We start from the raw sequence: 24,728 nt of genomic DNA, 5'->3' as shown, positions 1-24,728 counted from the left end.
CGCAGCCTGCTGCATCCCGCGCCGGCGTCAGCCGAGGTTGCCGATCAGCGCGTCGGCAAACTCGCTGCACTTCACCTCGTTGGCGCCGTCCATGAGGCGGGCGAAGTCGTAGGTCACGGTCTTGCTGCCGATGGTCTTGTCCATGGCGCCGATGATCAGGTCCGCGGCCTCGAGCCAGCCGAGGTGCCTGAGCATCATCTCGCCGGACAGGATGAGGCTGCCCGGGTTGACCTTGTCGAGGTTGGCGTACTTCGGCGCGGTCCCGTGCGTGGCCTCGAACACCGCGTGGCCGGTGACCGAGTTGATGTTGCCGCCCGGTGCAATGCCGATGCCGCCCACCTGGGCCGCCAGCGCGTCGGAAAGGTAGTCGCCGTTCAGGTTCAGCGTGGCGATGACGTCGAATTCAGAGGGCCGCGTCAGCACCTGTTGCAGCGTGATGTCGGCGATGGCGTCCTTGATGAGGACCTTGCCCGCGGCCAGCGCTTCCCTCTGCTCCGTATTCGCTGCGGCTTCGCCTTCCTCGTCGCGGGTGCGCTCCCACTGGTCCCAGGTGTAGGTGTGGTCCGGGAACTCCCGTTCCGCGAGGGCGTAGCCCCACTTGCGGAACGCGCCCTCCGTGAACTTCATGATGTTGCCCTTGTGCACGAAGGTCACGCTCTTGCGGCGGTTGTCGATGGCGTACTGGATCGCGGCGCGCACCAGCCGCTCCGTGCCCTCGCGGGACACGGGCTTGATGCCGATGCCGCTGCTGTCCGGGAAGCGGATCTTGCGGAACTCCTCCGGGAAGTGCTCTTCGAACAGGGCCAGGAAGCGCTTGTTGGCGGGCGAGCCCTGCTCGAACTCGATCCCGGCGTAGATGTCCTCGGTGTTCTCGCGGAAGATGACCATGTCGACGTCTTCCGGCTTTTTCACCGGCGAGGGCACGCCCTTGAACCAGCGCACCGGCCGCAGGCAGACGTAGAGGTCGAGCAGCTGCCGCAGCGCCACGTTCAGGCTGCGGATGCCGCCGCCGATCGGCGTGGTCAGCGGGCCCTTGATCGAGACCAGGTACTCGCGGCAGGCCTGCACGGTCTCGTCCGGCAGCCAGGAGTTGAACAGGTCGTTCGACTTCTGGCCGGCGAAGACCTCCATCCAGTAGATGTGCTTCTTGCCGCCGTAGGCCTTCTCGACCGCGGCGTCGAGGACGCGGACCGTGGCGCGCCAGATGTCCGGGCCCGTGCCGTCACCCTCTATGAACGGGATGATCGGGTTGTCCGGCACCTGCAGGACGCCGTTGTCGATGCTGATCTTGGCGCCGCCCTCGGGGACGACGATCTTTGCTACTGACATTTCCGGGACTCCTTCTGGGCGCGGCCTTCTGCGGGCCGCCTGCATGGATGCCGATGATAACCGATCAGCCCTCCGCTTGGCTTGCCGCGACCCGGCGCCCGCGCGCCTCGTCCACGCCGCGGCTGACGACCAGGGCAGCGCCGAACAACAGGACGCAGAACAGCACGGCGGTCTTCAATCCCAGCAGGGCCTGCAGCAGCCCGATGGAGAGCAGGCCGAAGACCCCGGCCAGCTTCAGGGACAGGCCCCAGAAGCCGAAATACTCACCGGCGCGGGACAGGGGCGAGAACAGGCCGACCAGCGTGCGGGTGGTGGACTGGCAGGCGCCGAGGCTGAGCCCGGCGAGGCTGCCGACCACGAGGAAGACGTGCTGCGCCTCGATCTCGCGCGCCAGCAAGCGCGAGAGCGTATCGGCGAGCCACGGGGTGAGATAGATGAGGACGATGGCGGCGATCCACATCACCAGCGTGACCTGGTAGGTGAGGCGCGCCCCCAGCCGGTCCTGCACGAAACCGAAACCGAACGCGCCGGCGGCCGCGGTCAACTGGACGATGATGAACATCAGGGTGCGGATGTCCTGGTCCCAGCCGATCACCTGGGCGCCGTAGATGAAGGCATAGGTGATGATGATGTAGATCCCGCTCATGGAGAAGAACATCGACACCAGCACCAGCGCCATGTCGCGGTGTTCACCCAGGCTGTGCAGCGTCTCGCGCACGCGGTCGAGACCGATGCCGAGGTAGCTCCTGCCGGACGGTAGGACCCGCGCTGTGCCGCGCTCGCGCAGCCAGATGAAGGTGGGCAGGGCGGCGGCGAAGACGAAGAAGCCGGCCCAGGGGCCGACCCAGCGGATACGGTCGAAGTTCGCCAGGCTGACCTCGCCGAGCACCAGCAGCACGAACACGGCCGAGACCATGCCGCCGACGTAACCCAGCGCCCAGCCGAAGCCGGAGATCTTGCCGAGGTCTTCCGGCGGGCCGAGGTCCGGCAGGAAGCTGGCGATGAAGGCCTCGTTGATGGAGAAGGCGAAGTTGGAAATGATCAGCAGCACTACGCCGAGCAGGGCGTAGCCCGGCGCCACGAAATACAGCGCGGCGGTGGCGAAGACCGTCAGCAGCCAGGCGGCGAAGAGGAACCGCTTCTTGGACGCCGTGTAGTCCATCACCGCGCCGGCGATCGGCGAGCACACCACCACCATGAGGTAGCTGACGGCCAGCGCCAGGCTCCACAGGAAGTTGCCCAGCCGGTAGTCGCCGCTCTCGCCGCCGACGATGACCCGGGTGAACAAGTCGCCGAACACCACCGTGATGATCAGCAGCGTATAGGCCTGGTTGGCGAAGTCGAACATCGCCCAGCCGAAGATCTCCCGCCGCGGTGCGCGTACGCGGGTAGTCATCTCACTCTTGCTTGCCCGCCAGGTACAGGATGAAGGCGTACTCCTGGGCCGTCTCGCGCAGGCGCTCGAAACGCCCGCTGCGGCCGCCGTGGCCGGCCTCCATGGTGGTGCGGAAGATCAGCGGCGCCTCGTTGGTGCGTGTGGCCCGCAGCTTCGCCACCCACTTGGCGGGCTCCCAGTACTGGACCTGCGAGTCGTGCAACCCTGTCGTCACCAGCAGCGGCGGGTAGTCCTGCGCCGCGACGTTGTCGTAGGGGCTGTAGGACAGCATGTACTCGTACCACGGGGCGAACTTCGGATTGCCCCACTCGTCGAACTCGTTGGTCGTGAGCGGGATGGACTCGTCGAGCATGGTGCTGACGACGTCGACGAAGGGCACGTGCGCCACCATGCCCGCGTACAGGCCCGGCGCCATGTTGGCGACCGCGCCCATCAGCAGGCCGCCGGCGGAGCCGCCCATGGCGAAGACCTTGTCCGGCGCGGCATAGCCCTCCGCGACCAGGTGGCGCGTCACGTCGATGAAGTCGGTGAAGGTGTTCATCTTGTTGAGCAGCCGGCCGTCGTCGTACCAGCGCCGGCCCATCTCCTGACCGCCGCGGATGTGGGCGATCGCATAGACGAAGCCGCGGTCGAGCAGCGACAGGCGCACCGAGCTGAAGCTTGGGTCCTCGCTGCTGCCGTAGGAGCCGTAGGCATACTGGTACAGCGGGGCCGTGCCGTCGCGCTTGAAGCCCTTGCGATACACCAGCGAAACCGGGATCTTCTCGCCGTCGCGTGCCGTGGCCCAGACCCGCTCGGTCTGGTAATTCGCCGGGTCGAAGTCCCCTAGCACCGGGTCGCGCTTCAGCAGTTCGCGCTCACCGCTGACCACGTCGATGTCGTAGATCGTCGTCGGCGTGGTCATGGAGGTGTAGGCGTAGCGCAGCACGGTGGTGTCCAGCCGCGGGTTGCCGTTGCTGCTCAGCCAGGTGGTCGACGGGTCCTGGTCGGCAGGGAGGTAAAACTCCGTGCCGTCCCAGTTGCGCACGCGCACGCGCAGCAGGCCGCCGGAGCGCTCGCCAATCGCCATGAAGGTGTCGAACACCAGGAAGCTCTGGATGAACACGTCCTCGCTGTGTGGGACCACGTCGGCCCATTGTGCGAAGTCGCTTTCCGCGCCGACCGGCACGCTCATGAGGCGGAAGTTCGGCGCGTCCTTGTTGGTGCGCACGAGCCAGCGCTCGCCTGCATGGTCGGCCGCGTAAAGGTGCCCGCGCTCGCGCGGCAGGAAGACCCGGAATTCGCCGGTCGGGTCGTCCGCCTCGAGGATGCGCATCTCCGTGGCCTCGGTGCTGCCCAGGTAGATCGCAAGATAGTCCTTTGAGCGGCTGCGCCCGACGTAGGTATAGAAGCTGGTGTCGGCTTCTTCGTAGACCACGGCGTCTTCTGCCGCGCTGCCGAGCTTGTGCCGGCGCACGCGGTAGGACAGCAGGGTGACCGGATGGTTTTCGCCGTAGAGCAGCGTGTGGTTGTCGCCGGCCCAGGTGAAGCTGGAGACGCGCTCGATGCCGTCGGCAAGCATCTCGCCCGTCTCGAGGTCCCGCACCTTGAGCACGTACTGCCGGCGTCCGACGGTGTCCTCGATCCAGGCCAGCAGCCGGTTGTCGTCCGAGACCTCGTAGCCGCCGATACTGAAGAAGGCGTGTCCCTCCGCCATGGCGTTCCCGTCCAGGAGGATCTCTTCGGGCGCGTCCATGCTGCCCTTGCGGCGCGCATGGACCGGATACTGCTTGCCTTCCTCGAAACGCGCGTAGTACCAGTAGCCGTTGTCGAACACCGGCACCGTGGCGTCGTCTTGCTTGATGCGGCCGACGATCTCCTCGAACAGCGTGTCGACCAGTCCCCCATAGCGGGCCTCGTAGGCCTGGTAATAAGCGTTCTCGGCTTCCAGGTAGGCGATCACGTCCGGATCCTGGCGCGCGTCGTCGCGCAACCAGTACCAGGGATCTTCACGGTTGCCCTGCGGCGAGACGACGACGAAGGGACGCTGCTCTGCCTGCGGCTCGGGCGGCAGCTGCGGTACCTCGCCGCTGCGCGTCGGGACGCAGGCCGCCAGGACCAGAAGGAAGGAAAGCAGCAGGAAACGGGTGGCGACTCGGGTCGACATGGCTGATTCTCCGGGGCGTACACTGTGGTCGATCCTGGCGTGCCGGGGCGAGCCCGGGACCGCGGCAGGACGGCAGGCGGCGAGTTTAGCGGGCTTCAGCCCGCTTGGCGAAACCACGGGCCGCGCTGCGGCGCCGGGCCGTGCGGCCGACCCGGGCCTGCGGCTGTATTTTGCCCGCGGCGAGGGCATGAGTTAACTTCATTGCAGGGCTCAGCCGGAGACGGTCGTATGAACACGCTGCGCACGATCATGAAGAACAAGGACAGCACCGAGGTGTGGTCGGTCGGGCCGCAGCAATCGGTGCTGGACGCCGTCACCCTGATGGCCAGGCTGGGCATCGGCGCGCTGCTCGTGATGGACGGCGAACAGCTGGTCGGGATCGTTTCCGAAAGAGACTATGCGCGCAAGATCATCCTCAAGGGTCGCCGCTCGGAAACCACCCCCGTGTCCGAGATCATGACGGCGGACCTGCAGACCGCGACGCCGGGCATGACCGCGCAGCACTGTCTCGGCATGATGACCGAGGGGCATTTCCGCCACCTGCCGGTCATTGAAGACGGGAAGGTGGTCGGCGTCGTCTCCATCGGCGACCTGGTGAAGTGCGTCATCGCCGACCAGCAGGTGGTCATCGAAGAGCTGGAACGCTACGTTACCGGGGGATAGGAGGTCCTATGCTCGAAATAAGCGGCCTGTTAGGCCTGATCATCCTCATTCTTGACGTCTACGCGATCGTCAAGACCGTGCAGAGCAATGCCACCACGGGCGTGAAGGTGGGCTGGATCGTGGTGATCCTGCTCTTGCCCGTGCTCGGCCTGTTGCTCTGGCTGTTCCTCGGTCCGAAGGACTAGGCCGCCGGACTCGAAGGCAGGGGCGGTGACTCAGCGCCCCTGCCACGCGAGTTCCACGAACAGCGCCCGGCCCCGTCCGGGGAAGTAGCGGTACTGGCCGAAGGCGAAATCCGCGCGCTCGGCATAAGCGCGATCGGCCAGGTTGTGGACCCGCACGCCGAGCGCCAGCTGCGGGGACAACGCTCGCCGCAGCCGGAGGTGGAGCAGGTCGTGGCCGGGGTAACGCGCGCTGTTCGCGGCGTTGAGCCAGTAGGCGCCCATGGTGAGCCATTCCAGCTCAGCCCCCCAGCCGCCCCCGTCCTCCCAGGCCAGTCGCGTGCTGCCGAAGCGGCGCGGCGCCGCATCCGTCTCGTTGCCCGAGACGATGATCTCGCCGCGACCGACGTCGCGGTCGAAGCGCCAGCTGTGGCGTGCGAATGACTGGTCGGTCTGCAGGCTCAGGCCGGGCACGATCTCCCAGCGCAGCGACAACTCGACGCCGGTGTGGCGAGTGCGTCCGTCCGACACGTTGAAGCCGTCGCCGTCGCGGAAGATGTAGTTGTTCTTTTCCATCAGGTAGCCGACCAGCTCCCAGGCGAGCCCGGCGCGATAGCCGCGCCAGCCGAGCTCCAGGCTGTCCAGCGTTTCGCTGTCCAGGTCGGCCACCGACTGGTTGCTCTGCAGGCGGTAGAGTTCGGTGGCCTGCGGGGCGCGGAAGCCGCGTCGCAGGGCGACCCAGGCCAGCTGTCCCGGCACCGGGCGCCAGCCGAGGCTGAGCTTCGGCGCCAGGTTGAAAAAAGCGTCGCTGCGATCGGCGGGGCGCGTATAGAGGCAGCCGCCGGGGCACTCGCTGCCGTCGTCGCGCGTGTTGCCCGCCAGCATGCGGTTGTCGTAGTCGTAGGCCAGTCGCTCCGCGCGCAGGCCGAGCCCCAGCGTCCAGTCGGCGCCGAGTTCGCGCTCCCAGTGCAGCCAGGGCGCGACGCTGGCGGCGCGCACGCGGTAGTCGTAATGCAGGCCCTGCGGCCGGGTTGCGGCGATCGCCGGCGGCAGGCCGGTGGTCTCGCCGGCCTGGAACTGCTCCAGCCGGCCCTCGGCGAACTCCAGGTCGAGGCCGTAGTGCAGCCGTCCGGCACCGGCACGCTGGCTGGCGGTGAGCTGGACGCCGGCGCTCACCTGGCCGTTCTCCTCGAGCGGCTGGCCGGGCAGGAAATGCTGCAGGAACTCCATCCGGCTGGCGCGGAAATACGGCCTGATCTCGAGGCGCTGGTCGCCCTGGAGGCGGCGCCACGCATACCAGGCGCGCAGGCTGTCCGCGTCGCGGAATGCCTCGGGGTTGGGGTTGGAGCGCGCCAACGCCGGATCGCGGTACGCGTTCAGGCCGGTGATGTAGCCCGCCGTCTCCTGCCGCAGCATGGAGCCCGCCACCGCGCCGGCCCGCTCCACGGCGCCGTCGCGCGCCAGCCAGGAAGCGTTGAGCTTGGCCTGCTCATGGCCGGTCTGGTCGCGCCAGCCGTCGTCGCGCATGGCCTGGGCCGTGAGCCGGAAGCCCTTGTCGCCATCCCAGTGGCCGCCGCTGAGGCGTCCGCGCAGGAACCCGGACGGGCCGGCGTCGAGCCGGATCGAATCGGCCCCGGTCGCCGGCGTCGGCATCAGCACGTTGATGATGCCGTGCAGGGCGTTGGTGCCGTACAGCGCGCTGCCGGGACCGCGTACCACCTCCAGCGCCTCGGCCTGCTCGACGTTGAGCTCGAACAGCTGGTTGACGTTGCAGAAGCCGGCCGGCCGCGACGGCAGGCCGTCCTCCAGCACCAGGAAGGCGCCGCAGGCGCCGGCGCCTGCGAGCACGGGCGAACGGATGGCGATGAGGCTTTCCTGGCCGCTGTTCAGCGTGACCCAGGTGCCGGGCGCGCGCCAGAACAGCTCCGAGGCGTGCCGCGGCGCCACGGTCTCGACGGCTGCGCGGTCGATGAGGGCGACGTTGCCGGGCGTGGCCAGCAGCGGCGCAGCCGAGCGGGTGGCCGTCACCGTCATGGGCTCGAGCTCGGCGCCCGGGGCGCCGCAGGCCGCCAGCAGGACGAGGCCGCCGATCAGTCGCCGCAGGCGACAGCCTCGAGGCGGGCGCGAAGTTCCGGTGGTAACGGTGATTTGCACTGTTTCCCGTAATCGTAAGAGACGATGCGCCCGCTGCCCTCGGCCGCGACGCGCCCGTGGCGCCGGCTCAGGACCAGGTACTGCATCAGGAAGTCGTCCGTGCCGATGGCGCCGATGCGGGCCGCCGCGACCACCGTGTCCGGGTAGGTCAGCGGCAGCCGGAAGCGACAGTCCGTCGACGCCAGGATCGGGCCCAGGCCCGTCGTTTCCGTCAGCCCGGGATACCCGAGCCTTTCGAAACAAGCGATGCGGGCCGATTCAAAGTAGCGGAAATAGACCACGTTGTTGACGTGGCCGAAGGCATCCATCTCGCCCCAGGCGACCGGGATCTCGACCTGGACAGGGTAGTCCTGCAGCGGGTCAGGCGACATCTTCCGGCAGCCGGTTGACGCGCTCGAGCACGAAGCTGGGCCGGTCACCCGTGCGGTAATAGGTGAACTGGCGTTGCAATTGCCCGAGCTTCGCCTCGCGCGCGGCCTCGCTGGCGAACCACTGGTACTCCTGCCAGTCATCCCCCAGCACGGCGTGCATTGGGTCGTCCTCAGGCAGGCTGAGCCGGATGCCCCAGGTCTTGGGCGCAGCGGGCAGCGGCCGGCTGCGGTTGTGTTCGTGGCAACTCTGGTTCATGGCGATCCCGCTGGCACACAAGGCGACTATTATTCGCCGCTGCGGCGGCGCGCGCCACCCGTGCGCCTGCCCGCTCGGCACCAGGCCCTTGGCGCGCCGGGGATGGTCGCGGACAATGGCCCGATGGATCCATCCAGCGACACGCCGGCTGCGCCGGCCGGGGGCGTGCCTCCAGCCCGGAAGACACCGCGTCGCCGCGCCGGGGATTTTTTCGTCGCCGGTGGCCCCGTCGCCCCCGAGAGGCGCTGCTACCTCCGCCGCGCCGCCGACCGGCAATTGCTCGAGCGGCTGTTGTCGGGCGACTACTGTCACGTCATCGCGCCGCGCTTCTCTGGCAAGAGCAGCCTCGCGGCCAGCACGGCGCGCCGCGTCCGTGAAGCGGGCGGCCTCGCGGCGGTGGTGGACCTGTCGCAGCTCGGCAGCCGCGACGGCTCGGCCGAGGCGGGCCGGTGGTATTACGGCCTGGCTTACCGGGTGCTGCGCGACCTGCGCCTCAAGCTGGACCTGCAGGCCTGGTGGCAGGAGCACCTGCCCCTGTCGCCGGCGCAGCGCCTGGGCGAGTTTTTCTGGACCGTGGTCCTCGGCGGCACCAAGGGGCCGGTGACGCTGTTGCTGGACGAGATGGAGAGCGTCGAGCAGGCGGACCATGCCGCCGAGCTGTTCAAGGTGATCCGCGGCTGCTTCGATGCGCGCGCGGGGGAGCCCGAGTACGGGCGCCTGAGTTTCGCGCTGCTCGGGACGGCGCTGCCCGCGGGGCCGGCGGAACGCGCCAGCGAGGCCGTCACGGAGATCAGCACACGGATCGAGCTGCACGACTTCAGCTTCGAACAGGCGCGCCCGCTGGCAGAGGGGCTCGGGCTGGCGCCCGGGGATGCGGAGCGTGCCCTGTACCGGGTCCTGTACTGGACCGGCGGGCATCCTTACCTGACGCAACGCCTGTGCCAGGCGGTGGCGCGGAACGCGGCACGCATCGACTCCGACGAGGCCGTGGACGCACTGGTGCGCACGCGTTTCCTCGGTCGCAACGTGGTCAGGACCGAGGCCAGCATGAGCCGCGTGCTGGACAGCCTGGACCGGGCCGGCAAGCTCGCCCGCCCCGCACTGCGCCTGTACCGCCGCATCCACCGTGGCTGGCGCGTGCGCCACGAGCCGGACAATCCGAAGCACCAGTTGCTGCGGGTGTGCGGTCTCGTCACGGTGACTGCCGAGCGTCGCCTGGCGGTGCGCAATCGTATTTACGCCGAGGCCTTCTCGCGACGTTGGGCGCGCGAGGCGCTGCCCGTGGAATGGGGGCGCGTCGGTCGCATCGCGGCAGTGGTCGCGCTCGTGGCGGGTGGCGCCTGGACGTATGCGGAAGTCCTGCCCCGACCGTACGAGGAAACGTTGCGCGTGGCGTCCGTGGAGATGGGGGAGGCGCAAGAGGCGTGGAGCGCACTGCGCCGCATCCCGGGATTTCGCGCCAAGGCCGACCGCCTGTTCTCGCGCGTGCTCGCGCGCCACAGCCGGCGTGCGGATACCTGGGCCGTGGTCGCCGCCGCGGATGCCAGTATGCGCGCCTTGCCGGGATACGAAGCGCGGGCGGACGGCCTGCTGGTCGAATTCTGGGAGCGGCGCGCCGCGGCGGCGGAGGCCGCCGAGCATCGCGACGCCGCGCTGCTGTACCGCCTGCGCGCCTACCAGGCCGGGCCTACCGCCGACGCGGGCCGCGCGGCGGCACTCGCCGGCGGCGATTATGCGCAGTTGCTCAACGTCATCCGGACGGCGGCGCCGGTGGAGTTCCTGGCGGCCGCTGCATCCGGCCGGCACCTGGTCACCCTGAGCGGGGGCAACCAGGTGCAACGCTGGGACGGAGAGACCGGGGCCGCGGTCGCAGGCGGCGCCCTCGAGTTGCTGGCGGAGGAGTTCGTGCCGGTGCGCCGGCGGCTCAGCATCGACGGCCAGGGCCGTGTCGCCGCCGTCCGCCTGGAACTGCGCCTGGAGCACGAGGACCCGGCGCGACTGCACGCGCGACTGGTCTCTCCTGCCGGGCGCGTCGTCGTGTTGCCGCTGTCGCAGGCGCGGCCGGAGGGTGATGGGCTGGTCATCGAGGAGCGCCAGGCGGCGGCCCTGGCCGCCTTGCGTGGCGAGCAGGCGCGCGGGACCTGGACGCTGGAAGTCGAAGACCGGTCCGGCGGCCCGCCGGGCGTGCTGCGCGGCTGGTCGCTGCGCCTCTCCGGCGCCGCGGGGATGGGGGCGCAGGACCAGCCCGAGAACCCGCTGCTGCTCGAGGCGCCGACGCAGAGCTCGGTCGTGGCCGCGGCGCTCTCCCCGGATGGCGCCATTGCCGCAGCCGTCCCGCGCAATGCGGCCGCCGGCGGCCGGCTGCAGACAGTGGACACGGCCTCGGGAGCGCCGCTGGCGACCATTGCGCTGGATGCCGCTCAGCGCCGGCTGGGTTTCGCCGACGACCGCACGCTGCTACTGCTCGAGCGTGATGCGGCCGGCCACCGGCTTCGCGCCCTGGACGCCGTCGACGGCACGGAGCGCTTCAGCTATTTCACCGCGTCCCTGCTGGCCGTCGGGCCGGTGGTGTCTCCCGACGGGCGGTACGTCGCAGCCGTGGACGGCGAGGCCCGCGGCGCCTGGATCCGGTCCGTGGATGACGGGCGGCTGCTGCGGGAGCAGCCGGTCGCCGGCGAGGTTGCTGCGCTCGCGGTCTCGCCGGGCGGGCTGCAGCTGGCAGTGGCAGGGCAGGACGGCTTCGTGCGCGTGTGGCACGTGACGGACGGCGCACTGGCCGCAGAGCTGCAGCCGGGCAGCCCGGTGACGCGCATGGAGTTCGGGCCGGCCGGCCGCTGGCTGTCCGCGATTGACGCTGCGGGGCGGCTGCTGGCCTGGGATCTCGGTGATCCCGGCACGCCGCTGCGGCTGGTCCGCGAGAACGGTGCGGGCGCCTCGGGTTTCACCCCCGGGGGCGGGCAGCTGATCAACCTGGATGCGGGCCGCGGTTACGAGCTGTGGGACCTGGCGGCCGGGATCGCCTTGGCGCCGGTGCTGCGTGACCACGGTGCACGCACCGACCGTGCGGATGCGCCGCCGCTGCTGCCCCCGGCCGTTGCGCTGCGCCTGCCTGACGGGCGCTTCGTCGGCGGGCGAGGCACCCGGGCAGTGCGGACATGGCGGCCGCGCGCTGCGGCGGACCCGATGGCCCTGCCACGCATCCCGGCGGTGGTCGCCCTCGGACCCGCCGGGCTCCGTGCCGCCTCGGGCACGGCTGACGGGCGCGTGGCATTGCGGCTGCGCGACCCGGAGTCCTTGCGCCTGCAGTTTGCCGGCATCAGCGACGCGGATACCCGCCATGGCGAGGGTGTCGCCGCACTGGCGTTCTCCCCCGACGGCACGCGACTGGCGAGCGCCGGCGAGGATGGCAGCATCGTGCTGTGGAACACGGTGGACGGCAACGCCGTCGGGCCGGTCTTCCAGCATGGCGGCGGCCGGCTGGCTGCGCTGGCACTGGCGCCGGACGGGCGTACCGTCGCCGTCGCCGGTGAACGCGGCGCTCGCATCTGGGATGGGCTGGAGGGTGTCCCCGGACCGATGCTCGGCGCGGGGCGCGAGGTGACAGCCGTGGCGCTCGACACGGCCGGGAGCCGGGCATTCACGGGCACGCCCGAAGGACTGGTCGAGAGCTGGGACGTCGCCGGGGGCGAGCGCCTCTGGTTCGGCTCGCTGGACGCACCCGTGGACAGCATTGCACTGAGCAACGGTGGCCCGGGTGTTGCCGCCGGGGGTGCGACTGGCCTGGTACGCGCCTGGGGCATGGGTCCCGCGGGACGCGCCGTGAGCCTGGCGCTGGCGGCGCCCGTGCTGCATCTCGCCTTCTCCCCGGACGGCGTTGCGCTGCTGGTGCAGACGCCGGCATGGCTGCATCGGCTCGGGCTCGAGGAGGGTCGGCTGCAGGTGCTCTCGAGTCGCATGCTGCCGGCTTCCGTGCCGCCGGCCGGCTGGCGCAGCGCGGATGCCGCAGGCACGCGGGTGGTACTGGTGGGCGGCGCCCACGGGGAAACCATGACAGTGCTGGACTTCGCGCGCGCGGACCCGCCGCCGGAGGACTGGACGGTCGATCTCGAGGCCTGGCAGGCGCGCCTGCAGCTGTATTTCGACGCCGAAGGTGAGCTGAGCCAGGATCCGGCGCGCGAATAGTGTGAACTGGGCCGCGCGCGACGTGACGCGGTGTCGGCTAGACTCCGGCGTGTAGCAGGGGGGATGCAAGCAATGAGATATGCCTTTGCCGTCGCGCTCGCAGCCAGCCTCCTGGCCGCGGCGGGTTGCGAGGAAAAACGGCCGCTGACGGTGGCCGAGTTCATGGAAAACGAGATCCTGCTCTACGGCACGCTGGCGCGTTGCGACAGCGATCCGGGCTCGGTCATGGGAGCGGAATGCCAGAACGCCCGCCAGGCCGCCGAGCGCATTGCCGCGATCGAGGAGCGGCTGCTGCGCAAGGCGCGCGAGGAGGCTTTCGAGTCGGCGCGGGCCGAGTATCGGGCCCGGCTGGACCGCGAGCGCGAATTGCGGCTCAAGGCCGAGGCCGCGGCGGAGGATGCGCGCTTGCGCGCCCTGATCGTGTCCGAGCCGCAGGCGCCGGAGCAGCCGCTGGAGCAGCCGCCCGAATAGAGCTACTCAGCCCGGCAGCAGGGCTGTCGGGGGAGATATCCGGTTTTCCTGCAGCGCTGCGTCGTGGTGGCGATGCTCCTGCTGCTGTTCCATGGCGGGCGGGTGGCTGCCGTGCGCCCCGCCGCCGGCCAGCCGCATCAGCGGCGTGACAGCGGTCCAGGCGCCGAACACCACCAGCAACCAGCCCAGCATGCGGCGCCGGCGTGCGGTGAGCCAGCCGCTGCCGCGCCCCGAGGCCCAGGTGACGCCGATCATCGCCGGGGCCGTACCGAGGCCGAACACCGCCATGAACAGGGCGCCGCCGGCGGCGCTGCCGGCGCCCGCTGCCGCGGCGAGCATGCCGTAGACCAGGCCGCATGGGAGCCAGCCCCACAGGGCGCCGAGGGCCAGCGCCTGGCCGGCATGGCGCGGCGGGATGAAGCGGCGCGCCACCGGCGCCAGGCGGCGCCACAGTCCGGCGCCGGCGGCCTCGAGCGGCGCCAGCAGCTTCAGGTTCAGCGCGACCTGCAGCCCGAGCAGCACCAGCACCAGCGCCATGACCAGCCGCAGCCAGGGGCCCAGGCCAGCGGCTCCGGCGAGACTGCCACCGATCGCGCCGATGAGCGCGCCCGCGACCGCGTAGCTCGCGATGCGTCCGACGCTGTACGACACCGCGAGCGAGGCCCGGCCGCCACCGGCCATGCCGAGCGCGCCGGCGATCCCGCCGCACATGCCGAGGCAGTGCACGCTGCCCACCAGTCCTGCGACCAGGGCCGCCGGAAGTCCCGCTTCCACCAGGTTCATTCCTTGTTCTCCTCGTTTGCGGGGGCGCCTGTGTCCGGCTTGCTGCCCTGCTGCGGCGGCTTGGTGTCGTCGTCCAGCAGGATGCGCCAGGCGGGACTGTCCAGGTCGTCGAACTGCCCGCTGTTCACGGCCCAGAAGAACGCCCAGACGGCGCCGATCACGATCAGGATGCCCATCGGGATCATCAGGTAGAGGATGCTCATGCGCCGGCTCCGGCGACGAGCGGCGCGTCCGTGGCGATGCGGGAGCGGGGCGGGCGCGACAGCCGCGTGGCATTCAGCACCACCAGCAGCGAGCTCGCGGACATGCCGATGGCGGCCATCCACGGCGCGATGAAGCCGGTGGCGGCGAGTGGCAGCGCCACCAGGTTGTAGCCCGCTGCCCAGGCCAGGTTCTGGCGCACGATCCTGAGGGTGCGGCGCGCCTGGAGGATGCCCTCGGCCAGGGGCGCCAGGGACTCGCCGAGCAGCACCATGTCGGCGCTGGTCTGCGCCAGTGGGGTGCCGCCGGCCATGGCGATGGAGACATCGGCCCCGGCCAGCACCGGGGCGTCGTTCACTCCGTCGCCCACCATCACCACGGTTTCGCCTGCCTGCTGCCGCTCACGCAGCAGCGCCAGCTTGTCTTCCGGGGTCATGCCGCCCTGCCACCGTGCCGCGCCGACTGCCGCGGCCATGGGCGCCACGGCCTCGGTGGCGTCCCCGCTCGCCACCTCGGTGGCCAGGCCCAGGTGCCGCAGTTTCTGCAGCTCTTCGCGAGCACTGCCGCGCAGCCGGTCGGCGAGCCGGAACACGGCGCGCACCTTTTCGTCGTCGGCGAGGCAGACGGCCGTGTCGTCGCCGTGCAGGTCGGGCGGCGCGACGCCGGCGAGCGCCGCCGCCCAGTCGGGCTTGCCGAGGCGCCAGCGTCTTCCCAGCACGTTGCCCTCGATGCCGCGTCCTGGCGCAACCTGCACATCCGTCGGCGCACCGGCGGGATGGGCCATGCCGAAGGCGCGGGCGATGGGATGCTCGGAGACGGATTCCAGCGCGGCCGCCACGGCCAGCGCCGCGTCGGCCTCCCAGCCGGGCGCTGCCTCCACCGCGGTGATGCGCAGCTGGCCCAGGGTGAGGGTCCCGGTCTTGTCGAAGATCACCCGGTCGACCCGGGCCAGGCGCTCCACGGCGCCGGCGCGCGTCACCAGCAGCCCGCGCCTGGCCAGCAGGCCAGTCGCTGCCGTGAGCGCGGCGGGGGTGGCGATTGACAGGGCGCAGGGACAGGTGACCACCAGCACCGCCAGCGTGATTTCGAAGGCCCGCGCCGGATCGATGGCGTTCCAGGCGAACCAGGTCAGCGCCGCGGCGCTGAGGACGCCCAGCACGAACCAGCGCGCGACGCGATCGGCCGCGGCGGCCATGGGCGTGCGCTCCGACTGCGCCCGGTCGAGCAGGCGCCCGATGGAGGACACCAGGGTCTCGCCGCCGGTGCGCTCCACGGTGAACTCCAGCGGGTCACCGAGGTTGACGCTGCCGGCCAGCGCCGCTTCGCCCTGGCGCCGCAGGCGCGGACGGGACTCCCCGGTGAGCATCGCCTCGTCCAGCCGGGCGCCGTCGATCATGAGACGGCCGTCGGCGGGCACGGTTTCGCCGTGTCGCACCGAGACCACGTCGCCGGGGCGCAGTTCGCGCAAGGCCACGGTCTCCCATTCCCCAGCGGGGCCACGCCGCCGCGCGGCCTCGGGCAGCAGCCGCGCCAGCGCTTCCTGGGTGTCGCCGGCATGATGTCGCGCGCTCATCTCCAGGTAACGCGCGAGGGACAGGAAGAACACGAACATGGTGACCGAGTCGAAATACACCTCGCCCTGTCCGCTGAGCGTGTGCAGCACGCTGGCCGACCAGGCGCCGCCGACCGCGAGGGCGACGGGCACGTCCATGCCGGGGCGGCCGGAGCGCAGGTCGCGCCAGGCGCCGGCGAAGAAGGGCCGCCCGGCGTACAGCGCCACCGGGGTCGCCACGAGCAGGCTGACCCAGCGGAACAGCTGCTCGAGGCTGGCGTCCATGTCCTGGAAGGCGCCGACGTACATGGCCACCGCGTACATCATCACCTGCATCATGCCGATGCCCGCAACGCCGAGCCGGCGCAGGGCGGCGCGACGTTCCCGCAGCGCCATGTCGGCGGCGCCGGCGCTGCCGGGATGCGGCTGGTAGCCGAGGCGGGACAGGACGCCGAGCGCGCCGCTCAGCGGCAGCACGCCCGGCTCCCACACCAGTCGGGCCCGCGCCGTGGCCGGGTTGACGCGGATCTCGCGCACGCCCGGTATCTGCTCGAGGCTGCGTTCGATGAGCCAGCCGCAGGCGGCGCAGCGCACGCCCTCGACCAGCATGGTGCAGCTGCGCAGCCCGTCGCCGGCCGGCGCGCTGACCGCTTCCAGCATTTCCGGACGGTCAAAAGGCTGCCAGGGCAACTCCGGGGCGGCCGTGGCCGCGTCCGCGGGGCGCCCTGCGGGCAGGGTGCGGAAGCGATAGAAATCTGACAGGCCGCTGTCGCGGATGAGTTCCGCCACCGCCTTGCAGCCCGGGCAGCAGACGCGGTGAGACTCGCCCTCGATTGCCACGAACCACGGCTCGGTGCCGGTCAGCGCCTCGCCGCAATGGAAGCAGTTGGACGACCGGGGTTGTGCCACGAGGCCTCAGGGCGCCTCGGGGGGCGTGAGGCGCAGCGAGCTCTCGCCGGCGAGCTCGCCGGCCAGCCGCCAGCCGGCGTCGCCCGGATAGAGCTGGACGTACCAGCGCCCCTCCAGTGCAGGGAGTTGCCCGCTCCACCCGCCCGGCACCTTGACCAGGTCGACGATACGGTCCCGCTCGGCAACCAGGGGATGCGAGAGGCGCAGCTGCAGCGATTCCGGCTGCACGCTTTCCGGGACGAGGCGGACTTCGACCAGTCCGGCCGCCGGCACGAGCCGGATCTCGGCTGCCACGCCGAGCGCTGCTGCGGCCAGGTCGCGCTCGCGCCGCAGCTCGATGCTGCGCGCGATCTTGGCATAGTCGTCCACCACCATGGGATTGGGCGAACGAGTGGCCAGCCAGATGGTGAACATGCTCGCCACGACGACGCTGGCCGGCAGCGCGATGAGGAACCACGGCCAGAACTGCCGGTACCAGGGCGGGGGCGGGGAATCTTCGTGCGACAGGCGGTTCATCAGCGTCTTCCCGGCATGCCGCTGGGACCGATGATGCGCGTCTGGCGCCGCACCATGTCCGGCACTGCGCCGATCGCCTCGACCGTGACCTCGATCTCTGCGCCGTCTGCAGGGAGTGCGGCCACCGGGGCCTGGATGCGCATCGGCACGCGGCGTACCTCGCCGGGTTCGGAAGTGATGGGGAGCGGCACGTCGAACTCCAGCTCGACGCCCTCCACCCCGCTGGCGCTGACGCGGTACTCGCGCGGCGACTCGGTCTTGTTGACGAAGGTGATGGTGTACACGTTCTCGACCCGGCCGCCGGGGAGCTCGCGATACAGGCTGTTGCGGTCGCGTATGACGTCCACCACGAGCGTGCTGCGGTTGGCCACGGCCGTGCCGAAGCCGATCAGCAACGCCAGCAGCAGGGTGGCGTAGATCATGACGCGCGGGCGCAGGACGCGCACCGGCTGGCGCTCCTCCATGGCGTTGTGGGTCGTGTAACGCACCAGGCCGCGCGGATACTCCATCTTGTCCATGACATCGTTGCACACGTCGACGCAGGCGGCGCAGGCGATGCACTCGATCTGCAGTCCCTCGCGGATGTCGATGCCGGTGGGACAGACCTGGACGCACATGTTGCAGTCGATGCAGTCGCCCAGCCCGGCCGCCTTCGGGTCCACCGAACGCTTGCGGCCGCCGCGCGGCTCGCCGCGCCGGCGATCGTAGGAAATGATCAGCGTGTCCTTGTCGAACATGGCGCTCTGGAAGCGCGCATAGGGACACATGTACTTGCACACCTGCTCACGCAGGAGCCCGGCGTTGCCATAGGTGGCGAAGCCGTAGAACAGCACCCAGAAAGTCTCCCAGGGACCGGTGGAAAAGCTCAGCACCTTGGCGCCGAGCTCCATGGTGGGCGTGAAATAGGCGACGAAAGTGAAGCCGGTCCACAGTGAGAAGGTGATCCACAAGACCTGCTTGGCGGACTTGCGCAGCACCTTCTCGCGTGTCCATGGACCCTTGTCGAGCTTGCGGCGCTGCGAGTGGTTGCCCTCGGTGATGCGCTCCATCCACAGGAAGGCTTCGGTCCATACCGTCTGCGGGCAGGCGTAGCCGCACCACAGCCGTCCGGCGAGTGCGGTGACGAAGAACAGCGTCAGCGCGGCGATGATCAGCAGCCACGCCATGAAGAAGAAGTCCTGCGGCCAGAAGGTGAGGCCGAAGATGTAGAACTTGCGCGCCGGCAGGTCGAACAGCACCGCCTGCCGTCCTTCCCAGCTGATCCAGGGCAGGACGTAATAAATGCCCAGCAGCACCCACACCGCGAGATTGCGCAGGGACGCATAACGGCCCTTTACTTCCCGCGGGTAGATTTTCTGGTGGGCGGCATAAAAGGATTCGGGCGCGCCGCCGCCGGCGCCGCCCTGCACTTGCGCGTTCATCAGTTGTCCCCTGCGTCCCGGCCGGCCGCCGGGCGGGCGCGGCGGCGCAGTAATCCGCGCCGCCGCCTGTTCTGACCGTCACGCGGTCGCCGGGTTCCGGCGCCGCCGCCCGACGGTTCCGTGCGCACCAGCCAGACGGCGAAGGCGGCCGTTCCCGCGGTCAGCAGCCAGAAGCCGAAAAAGCCGATGGCGTAGCCGGCCTGGCGGCTGATCTCCCAGCCGGGGGTCGTCGTGCCGGAGAGCACCACGGGATCGACCATGGCAAAGAACACCGCCGATGCGGCGCACGCCATGAGGAACGACGCCCAGGCCACGTAGGCGAAATCGCGCTGCCGCCGCCGCCACGGCCGGGGCTTCGTTTCGTCTCCGACGAGCCTGTCCGCGCGTCCGAGTGCCATGGGTTACCTCCCTAGTCGCCGAGCTGCCCGGAGAGGCGCAAGACGTAAGCGGCCAGGACCCGCGACTGGAGTTCCCCGAGCACCGGCAGCTGCGCCGGCATGTTGTTCTGCCGCCCGCCGGTGATCGTCTCGGCGATGGTGGCGCGGCCGGAACCGTAGAGCCAGTTGGCGTCGGTCAGGTTGGGCGAGCCCAGCGCGGTCATGCCGGTGCCGTCCATGCCGTGGCAGGCGCCGCACACCGGCCACAGCGGGGCGGCAGCCGCCGCCATGTCCGCGTCGTGGTCCAGCCCGGAGAGGCTGCGCACGTACTCCACCATCTGCGCCACGCCCTGCTCGCCACCCAGCGAGTCGGCCATCGGCGGCATCACGCCGACGCGGCCGCTCTGGATGCTGGCCAGCACTGCGGTCTCGTCGCCGCCCCACAGCCAGGCCTGGTCGGTGAGGTTCGGAAAGCCCGGTGCGCCCCGGCCGTCAGAGCCGTGACACTGGGCGCAGCGGTTGCCGAAGATGTTCGCCGCCGCGGACATGGCGTCCGGGTCGCGCGCGAGTTCGGCGATGTCCATCTCGGCGAAACGCGCGAAGAACTCGTCCTGCCGCGCCTCGATGCGCGCCACTTCTTCCTGGTACTGGCCGGTCTGGGACCAGCCGAGAACGCCCTGGAAGTTGCCCAGGCCCGGGAACAGCACGAGGTAAATGATCGAGAAGACGACCGTGAGGTAGAACAACCACAGCCACCAGCGCGGCAGCGGGTTGTTGTATTCCTTCAGGTCGCCGTCCCACACATGCCCCGTCGTTTCCGAGGCTTTCTCTTCCGGGCTCAGTCTCGAGGTCATCCACAGCAGCCATACGGCGCCGATGATGTTGGCCACGGTCAGCAGGATGATCCATCCGCTCCAGAAACTGCTCATCGCGATTCCCCATTCTCAGGAGTGCTTTGCGGCCGGCGCTCGTCTTCCTCCAGGGGAAGGTGCGCCGCCTCCTTGAAGTCCTTGTGCCGACGATGGCTCCACGCCCACGCCACGATCCCGATGAACGCCGCCATCAGGAGCAGGGTCCAGACGATGTGCCAGTTGTCGCCGCTCATGACTCAGCGTCCCCGGGCCAGGTTGGTGCCCAGGCCCTGCAGGTAAGTGATGAGAGCATCCATCTCGGTCTTGCCTTCCAGCGCGGCGCTGACGCCCGCGATGTCCTCGTCCGAGTAGGGATGCCCGAGCGCGCGCAAGGCGAGCATGCGTTTTTCCACCGCACGGGCGTTGAGGCCGTTCTTCTCCAGCCAGGGATAAGCCGGCATGTTGGACTCCGGCACCACGATGCGCGGGTTACGCAGGTGCAGGCGATGCCACTCGTCGCTGTAGAGACCGCCGACACGCGCCAGGTCCGGCCCGGTCCGCTTGGAGCCGAACTGGAACGGCCGGTCGTAAACGGACTCGCCGGCGAGCGAGTAATGCCCGTAACGCTCCGTTTCCGCGCGGAAAGGCCGGATCATCTGCGAGTGACAGCCGTAGCATCCTTCACGCAGGTAGACGTCGCGGCCGGCCAGCGCGAGCGGCGCATAGGGCTCCACGCCCGGCGCCGGGTCGCGCACCTGGGAATCGAAAATGAGCGGGACGATCTCGACCAGGCCGCCGACGCTGATGACGAGGACGACCAGTACGGCCATGAGGCCGACCTTGCGTTCGATGAATTCGTGCTTCATGCCAGTTTCCCCCTAGTGCGCCGGCGCCATGACGGGCACGTCCGCGGCCTTGGCGCCGCGGATGGTCCGCCAGGTGTTCCAGCACATGATCAGCATGCCGCCCAGGAACAGGAGGCCGCCCAGCAGGCGCACCCCGTAGAAGGGATATGTGCGGGCGATGCTCTCGATGAAGGTGTAGGTGAGCGTGCCGTCCTCGTTGACCGCGCGCCACATCAGGCCCTGCATCACGCCGGACATCCACATCGAGGCGATGTACAGCACCACGCCGATCGTGGAGACCCAGAAGTGCACGTCGATGGCCTTGATGCTGTGCATTTCCTTCTTGCCGAACAGGCGCGGCACCAGCATGTAGACGCAGCCGATGGTGATCATCGCCACCCAGCCGAGCGCGCCGGAATGCACGTGGCCGATGGTCCAGTCGGTGTAGTGCGAGAGCGCGTTCACCGTCTTGATCGACATCATCGGGCCTTCGAAGGTCGACATGCCGTAGAAGGACAGCGACACGATGAGGAACTTCAGGATCGGGTCGGTGCGCAGCTTATGCCAGGCGCCGGAGAGCGTCATGATGCCGTTGATCATGCCGCCCCAGGAGGGTGCCAGCAGCATCAGCGAGAACACCATGCCGAGCGTCTGCGCCCAGTCGGGCAGGGTGGTGTAGTGCAGGTGATGCGGGCCGGCCCACATGTAGAGCGAGATCAGGGCCCAGAAATGCACCACGGACAGCCGGTAGGAATAGATCGGCCGCCCCGCCTGCTTCGGCACGAAGTAGTACATCATGCCGAGGAAGCCGGCGGTCAGGAAAAAGCCCACGGCGTTGTGGCCGTACCACCACTGCACCATGGCATCCACCACGCCGGAGTACACCGGGTAGGAATGCAGCGGGCTGGTCGGCAGCGCCAGGCTGTTGACGATGTGCAGCACGGCGACCGTGAGGATGAAGGCGCCGTAGAACCAGTTCGCCACGTATATGTGCTTCACCTTGCGAATGGCGATGGTGCCGAAGAACACCACCGCGTAAGCCACCCAGACCGCGGTGATGAGCAGGTCGATGGGCCAGATCAGTTCGGCGTATTCCTTGCCCTGCGTGAGCCCCAGCGGCAACGTGATGGCGGCCAGGACGATCACCACCTGCCAGCCCCAGAAGGTGAAGGCGGCGAGACCGCTGGCGAACAGCCGGACGTGGCAGGTGCGCTGGACCACGTAATACGAGGTCGCGAACAGGGCGCTGCCGCCGAAGGCGAAGATCACTGCATTGGTGTGCAGCGGACGCAATCGGCCATAGCTCAGCCACGAAATGTCCAGAGTCAGGCCCGGCCAGATGAGCTGGGCTGCGATGATGACTCCGACCAGCATCCCGACCACTCCCCAAACTATGGTCATGATGGTGAACTGGCGGACGACCTTGTCGTTGTATGCAGTTGCTGTCGTCATAGTCCTCTACCGGCTGCCGGAAGATGAAACGGGCGGCGTCAGCGCCCCCGTGGTGGAAAAACCTTTACGTGTCGGCTGGACCGTAAAGAGCCGCGCCCGGCGCGGCTCTTCAAGCCGGCGCCGGGACGCCATGCGGCATCCCGGCGCCTTGCGGCCGATGCGGAGTGCGTTACCCCGCGCCAATGTCAGAAGCGATAGCCCAGGTGGATGCCGTACACCACCGGGTCGATGTTGACCGTGCCGTTGATCTCCGGAACTTCCCTGATCTTGGCGTCGACGTCGATGTCGATGTAGCGCAGGTCGAAGTTCAGGAACCACTGGTCGGTGACCATGTAGTCGAAGCCGAGCTGGGCCGCGAGACCGAATGACGAGCTGTCGACGTCCAGGGTCACGCCCAGCGGATCCACCAGCACACCCTTCTCGCTCTCGCTGAAGAAGCGGGTGTAGTTCACGCCGATGCCGGCGTAGGGCTGGAACACGCTGTCAGGCAGGAAGTGGTACTGCAGGCTGATGGTCGGGGGCAGGTGCTTGACGCTGCCGACTTCGCCAAGGGTTTCCACCGAGATGTCGTGCTCGAAGGGCAGGGCGGCGAGGACTTCCACGCCGATGTTCTTCGTGTACATGTAGGTGAAGTTGAAGGTGACGCCGGTCTTGTCGTCGACGCTGATCTGCTGGACGCCGCCGTCGAGCGCGGTCAGGTCCAGGTTGCCGTTGTCGCTCTTCGGGTCGACCACGCTGGCGCCGAAGCGTACCAGCCAGTCGCCCGCTTCGTGGGCGGAGGCCGGGGCGGCGAGGCCGAGCGCAGCGGTCAAAGCAAGTGCTGAAGCTAAAGTGCGCATGTGGTTACTCCCATGCTTTGTCGTTGAATTTGCATGGAATTCTAGCCATGTCCGGAAACCGCGAATTGACCTGGATCAATTCTGGACAGAGTCCAGTTCGCGGTAAATAAGTGGTTTCAACAGGCCGCCAGAGCCAAGTCTTTGTTTACAATCCGCATAAGGCTCCACAAGGATCTCTGGTGTCGTCCGCAAACAACTCCAACGTCGTCAGCATCGCCCATCTCCGGCAAACCTGTCGCACCTGCTCCTTGCGCGACCTCTGCCTGCCGCTCGGTCTTGACGCCGACGACATGGAGAAACTCGAGTCCATCGTCCACACGCGCGGGCCGATCCGCCCCGGAGAGCACCTGTTCCGCGAGGGGGACAGTTTCCATGCGCTGTTCGCGGTCAAGAGCGGGGCGCTGAAGACCTACACCATCGACAACCAGGGCCGCGAGCACGTGCTCGGTTTCCATATCGGCGGCGAGCTGGCCGGCCTCGACGGCATCCATTCCGGACGCAACCGCTGCAACGCCGTCGCCCTGCAGACGACCTCCGTCTGTGCGCTGCCCTTCGCGCGCCTCGAGCAGCTGACGCGCGAGGTGCCCGGCCTGCAGACACAGATTCTCCGGGTGATGAGCCGGGAGATGTCCGCCAGCGCACAGCTGGCCACGGAACACAGCGCGGACGAGCGCCTGGCCGCTTTCCTGCTGGGCCTGTCCCGGCGCTACGCGCGTCGCGGCCTGGTGCCGCACCTCGTCACGTTGCCGATGCCACGACGTGATATTGCGAGTCACCTGCGCCTTGCCACGGAGACGATCAGCCGGCTGTTCGCGCGTTTCCAGGACGAGGGCATCGTGGCGGTGAAGCGGCGCGAGGTGGAGATCCTGGATTTCAACGCCCTGCTCAAGCTGGGCGAGGCGCTGGATCTTGACGGCGGCAGCGCGACGCGAGGCACCCCCCACTCGAGGTAAGGCGATGAACCTGTCCGGCCCGTCCCCGGTGCTGGTGGTGATGGACCCGGCCGACGTGCCGGACCACGCCCTGGCGCGCGGCGCGCGGCTGGCCGGCGCCCTGCGGCTGCCGCTGGAGCTGTTCCGGGTCGAGTTCGACCAGGCCATGGAGGGCAGCCACTTCCGCGTGACCGAGCGGCTCGAGGCCGCGCGCGCGGCCCGGGTCGATGCCAGCCTGGCGTGGCTGCAAGAGAAGGCGCAGCCGTGGCGCCAGCGCGGCTTCGAGGTTGCGGTGGCGGCCGAGTACGCGAACCCGGGCCACGAGGCGGTGACGCGCCGCGCACTGGCGGTCGGTGCTGCCCTGGTGGTGATGCGCACCCATCATCACGAGTGGCTGGCGCGGGCCACCCTGAGCGCCGCCGACTGGCAGCTGATCCGCATCTGCCCGGCGCCGTTGCTGCTCGCCAAGGGGCGCGACTGGCCGCAACATCCCCGGCTGCTCGCCGCCGTCGACCCGAGCCATCGCGACGACCGGCATGCCAGGCTCGACCATGCCATCCTCGACCTGGCGGAGCGGCTTGGCTCCGCCTTGCAGGCGCAAAGTCACGTCGCCCACTGTGTCGCCGGCGGTGCCGCCCGCGAGGCCACGGCCGCCGTGAATGCGCTGCTCGCCGACAGATCCATTCCTGCCCCGCAGCTGCATCTCATCGAGGGACGGCCGGAGCAGGAGCTGCCGCGCCTGGCTGCAGAGTTCGAGGCCGACGTGCTGCTGGCCGGCGGGATCTCGCGCAGCCGCGTCGAGCAGGTGTTCGTCGGCGGCACGGCGGAGCGGCTGCTGGACCGGGCCGAATGCGACCTGCTGGTGGTCAAGCCGCCGGGATTCCGCAGCCCGCTCGCCTGAGCGCGTCCCGCCGCACGCGC

At 69.4% G+C, this 24,728-nt stretch carries 23 protein-coding genes; 6 read left to right on the top strand and 17 right to left on the bottom strand.

Features of this window, described 5'->3' with window-relative positions; all coding sequences use genetic code 11:
- Positions 1-27: 27 nt before the first annotated feature.
- The 3 genes from icd to G8346_RS08300 all read right to left on the bottom strand — a co-directional run bounded on the left by icd (position 28) and on the right by G8346_RS08300 (position 4,871).
- A complete protein-coding gene (gene icd, locus G8346_RS08310) occupies positions 28-1,329 on the bottom strand; it encodes an NADP-dependent isocitrate dehydrogenase (RefSeq protein ID WP_166050109.1) in 1,302 nt (433 codons plus the stop codon).
- A gap of 64 nt (positions 1,330-1,393) precedes the next feature.
- Positions 1,394-2,725 carry an MFS transporter gene (locus tag G8346_RS08305; RefSeq protein WP_166050107.1) on the bottom strand — a complete coding sequence of 444 codons (1,332 nt, stop codon included), beginning with the start codon at positions 2,723-2,725 and terminating at the stop codon, positions 1,394-1,396.
- Between the two features lies 1 nt (position 2,726).
- Complete coding sequence (locus tag G8346_RS08300; RefSeq protein WP_166050105.1) at positions 2,727-4,871, bottom strand: S9 family peptidase; 2,145 nt, start codon at positions 4,869-4,871, stop codon at positions 2,727-2,729.
- Positions 4,872-5,099: 228 nt separating this feature from the next.
- Here G8346_RS08300 and G8346_RS08295 point away from each other — a divergent pair, with 228 nt between their 5' ends.
- On the top strand, positions 5,100-5,534 hold the full coding sequence (locus tag G8346_RS08295; protein WP_166050103.1) for a CBS domain-containing protein: 435 nt from the start codon (positions 5,100-5,102) through the stop codon (positions 5,532-5,534).
- A gap of 8 nt (positions 5,535-5,542) precedes the next feature.
- Positions 5,543-5,719, top strand: a complete 177-nt coding sequence (locus G8346_RS08290) for a PLDc N-terminal domain-containing protein (RefSeq protein ID WP_166050101.1) — start codon at positions 5,543-5,545, stop codon at positions 5,717-5,719.
- Between the two features lie 30 nt (positions 5,720-5,749).
- Here G8346_RS08290 and G8346_RS08285 read toward each other — a convergent pair whose 3' ends face one another.
- Genes G8346_RS08285 through G8346_RS08275 form a run of 3 tightly spaced genes read right to left on the bottom strand, consistent with a single transcriptional unit; the run spans position 5,750 to position 8,476 of the window.
- Entirely contained in the window at positions 5,750-7,849 is a 2,100-nt protein-coding gene (locus tag G8346_RS08285; RefSeq protein ID WP_166050099.1) for a TonB-dependent receptor, read from the bottom strand.
- A complete protein-coding gene (locus G8346_RS08280; protein WP_166050097.1) occupies positions 7,786-8,220 on the bottom strand; it encodes a thioesterase family protein in 435 nt (144 codons plus the stop codon). The genes G8346_RS08285 and G8346_RS08280 overlap by 64 nt, the downstream gene beginning before the upstream one ends.
- A complete protein-coding gene (locus G8346_RS08275) occupies positions 8,210-8,476 on the bottom strand; it encodes a hypothetical protein (RefSeq protein ID WP_166050096.1) in 267 nt (88 codons plus the stop codon). The genes G8346_RS08280 and G8346_RS08275 overlap by 11 nt, the downstream gene beginning before the upstream one ends.
- A 123-nt stretch (positions 8,477-8,599) precedes the next feature.
- On the opposite strand from G8346_RS08275, the gene G8346_RS08270 reads away from it, so the two are divergent.
- Entirely contained in the window at positions 8,600-12,658 is a 4,059-nt protein-coding gene (locus G8346_RS08270; RefSeq protein ID WP_166050093.1) for an AAA-like domain-containing protein, read from the top strand.
- 72 nt (positions 12,659-12,730) lie between these two features.
- Complete coding sequence (locus tag G8346_RS08265) at positions 12,731-13,129, top strand: EexN family lipoprotein (RefSeq protein ID WP_166050090.1); 399 nt, start codon at positions 12,731-12,733, stop codon at positions 13,127-13,129.
- A gap of 6 nt (positions 13,130-13,135) precedes the next feature.
- On the opposite strand, the gene G8346_RS08260 is transcribed toward G8346_RS08265, so the two are convergent.
- The 11 genes from G8346_RS08260 to G8346_RS08210 all read right to left on the bottom strand — a co-directional run bounded on the left by G8346_RS08260 (position 13,136) and on the right by G8346_RS08210 (position 22,848).
- On the bottom strand, positions 13,136-13,912 hold the full coding sequence (locus G8346_RS08260) for a sulfite exporter TauE/SafE family protein (RefSeq protein WP_240901372.1): 777 nt from the start codon (positions 13,910-13,912) through the stop codon (positions 13,136-13,138).
- Complete coding sequence (gene ccoS, locus G8346_RS08255) at positions 13,909-14,115, bottom strand: cbb3-type cytochrome oxidase assembly protein CcoS (RefSeq protein ID WP_166050088.1); 207 nt, start codon at positions 14,113-14,115, stop codon at positions 13,909-13,911. Before ccoS ends, G8346_RS08260 begins: the two co-directional genes overlap by 4 nt.
- Entirely contained in the window at positions 14,112-16,574 is a 2,463-nt protein-coding gene (locus G8346_RS08250; protein ID WP_166050086.1) for a heavy metal translocating P-type ATPase, read from the bottom strand. The genes ccoS and G8346_RS08250 overlap by 4 nt, the downstream gene beginning before the upstream one ends.
- 6 nt (positions 16,575-16,580) lie before the next feature.
- The gene (locus G8346_RS08245) at positions 16,581-17,090 is read right to left on the bottom strand and encodes a FixH family protein (RefSeq protein WP_166050084.1); all 510 of its coding nucleotides are present in this window, start codon (positions 17,088-17,090) and stop codon (positions 16,581-16,583) included.
- A complete protein-coding gene (gene ccoG / locus G8346_RS08240) occupies positions 17,090-18,511 on the bottom strand; it encodes a cytochrome c oxidase accessory protein CcoG (protein WP_166050082.1) in 1,422 nt (473 codons plus the stop codon). Before ccoG ends, G8346_RS08245 begins: the two co-directional genes overlap by 1 nt.
- Positions 18,511-18,909, bottom strand: coding sequence for a hypothetical protein (locus tag G8346_RS14635; protein WP_206202646.1), 399 nt, complete (start codon positions 18,907-18,909; stop codon positions 18,511-18,513). The genes ccoG and G8346_RS14635 overlap by 1 nt, the downstream gene beginning before the upstream one ends.
- A gap of 11 nt (positions 18,910-18,920) precedes the next feature.
- A complete protein-coding gene (gene ccoP, locus G8346_RS08230) occupies positions 18,921-19,817 on the bottom strand; it encodes a cytochrome-c oxidase, cbb3-type subunit III (protein ID WP_166050080.1) in 897 nt (298 codons plus the stop codon).
- Entirely contained in the window at positions 19,814-19,993 is a 180-nt protein-coding gene (locus G8346_RS08225) for a cbb3-type cytochrome c oxidase subunit 3 (protein WP_166050078.1), read from the bottom strand. The genes ccoP and G8346_RS08225 overlap by 4 nt, the downstream gene beginning before the upstream one ends.
- A 3-nt stretch (positions 19,994-19,996) precedes the next feature.
- Positions 19,997-20,605 carry a cytochrome-c oxidase, cbb3-type subunit II gene (ccoO, locus tag G8346_RS08220; RefSeq protein WP_166050075.1) on the bottom strand — a complete coding sequence of 203 codons (609 nt, stop codon included), beginning with the start codon at positions 20,603-20,605 and terminating at the stop codon, positions 19,997-19,999.
- Positions 20,606-20,617: 12 nt separating this feature from the next.
- Positions 20,618-22,036 carry a cytochrome-c oxidase, cbb3-type subunit I gene (gene ccoN, locus G8346_RS08215; protein ID WP_166050073.1) on the bottom strand — a complete coding sequence of 473 codons (1,419 nt, stop codon included), beginning with the start codon at positions 22,034-22,036 and terminating at the stop codon, positions 20,618-20,620.
- Between the two features lie 185 nt (positions 22,037-22,221).
- Positions 22,222-22,848 (bottom strand): OmpW family protein, encoded by a 627-nt coding sequence (locus G8346_RS08210; protein WP_240901371.1) that lies wholly within the window; start codon positions 22,846-22,848, stop codon positions 22,222-22,224.
- 206 nt (positions 22,849-23,054) lie between these two features.
- Here G8346_RS08210 and G8346_RS08205 point away from each other — a divergent pair, with 206 nt between their 5' ends.
- Both G8346_RS08205 and G8346_RS08200 read left to right on the top strand, forming a co-directional pair.
- Positions 23,055-23,828: a helix-turn-helix domain-containing protein gene (locus tag G8346_RS08205; RefSeq protein ID WP_166050069.1), complete on the top strand. Its 774-nt coding sequence runs from the start codon at positions 23,055-23,057 to the stop codon at positions 23,826-23,828.
- Positions 23,829-23,832: 4 nt separating this feature from the next.
- Entirely contained in the window at positions 23,833-24,708 is an 876-nt protein-coding gene (locus G8346_RS08200; RefSeq protein WP_166050067.1) for a universal stress protein, read from the top strand.
- Positions 24,709-24,728: the final 20 nt, after the last annotated feature.

It is taken from the genome of Thioalkalivibrio sp. XN279, assembly GCF_011089885.1.
Classification (GTDB): Bacteria; Pseudomonadota; Gammaproteobacteria; order Steroidobacterales; family XN24; genus XN24.
This window is presented reverse-complemented; position numbering and strand designations above follow the sequence as displayed.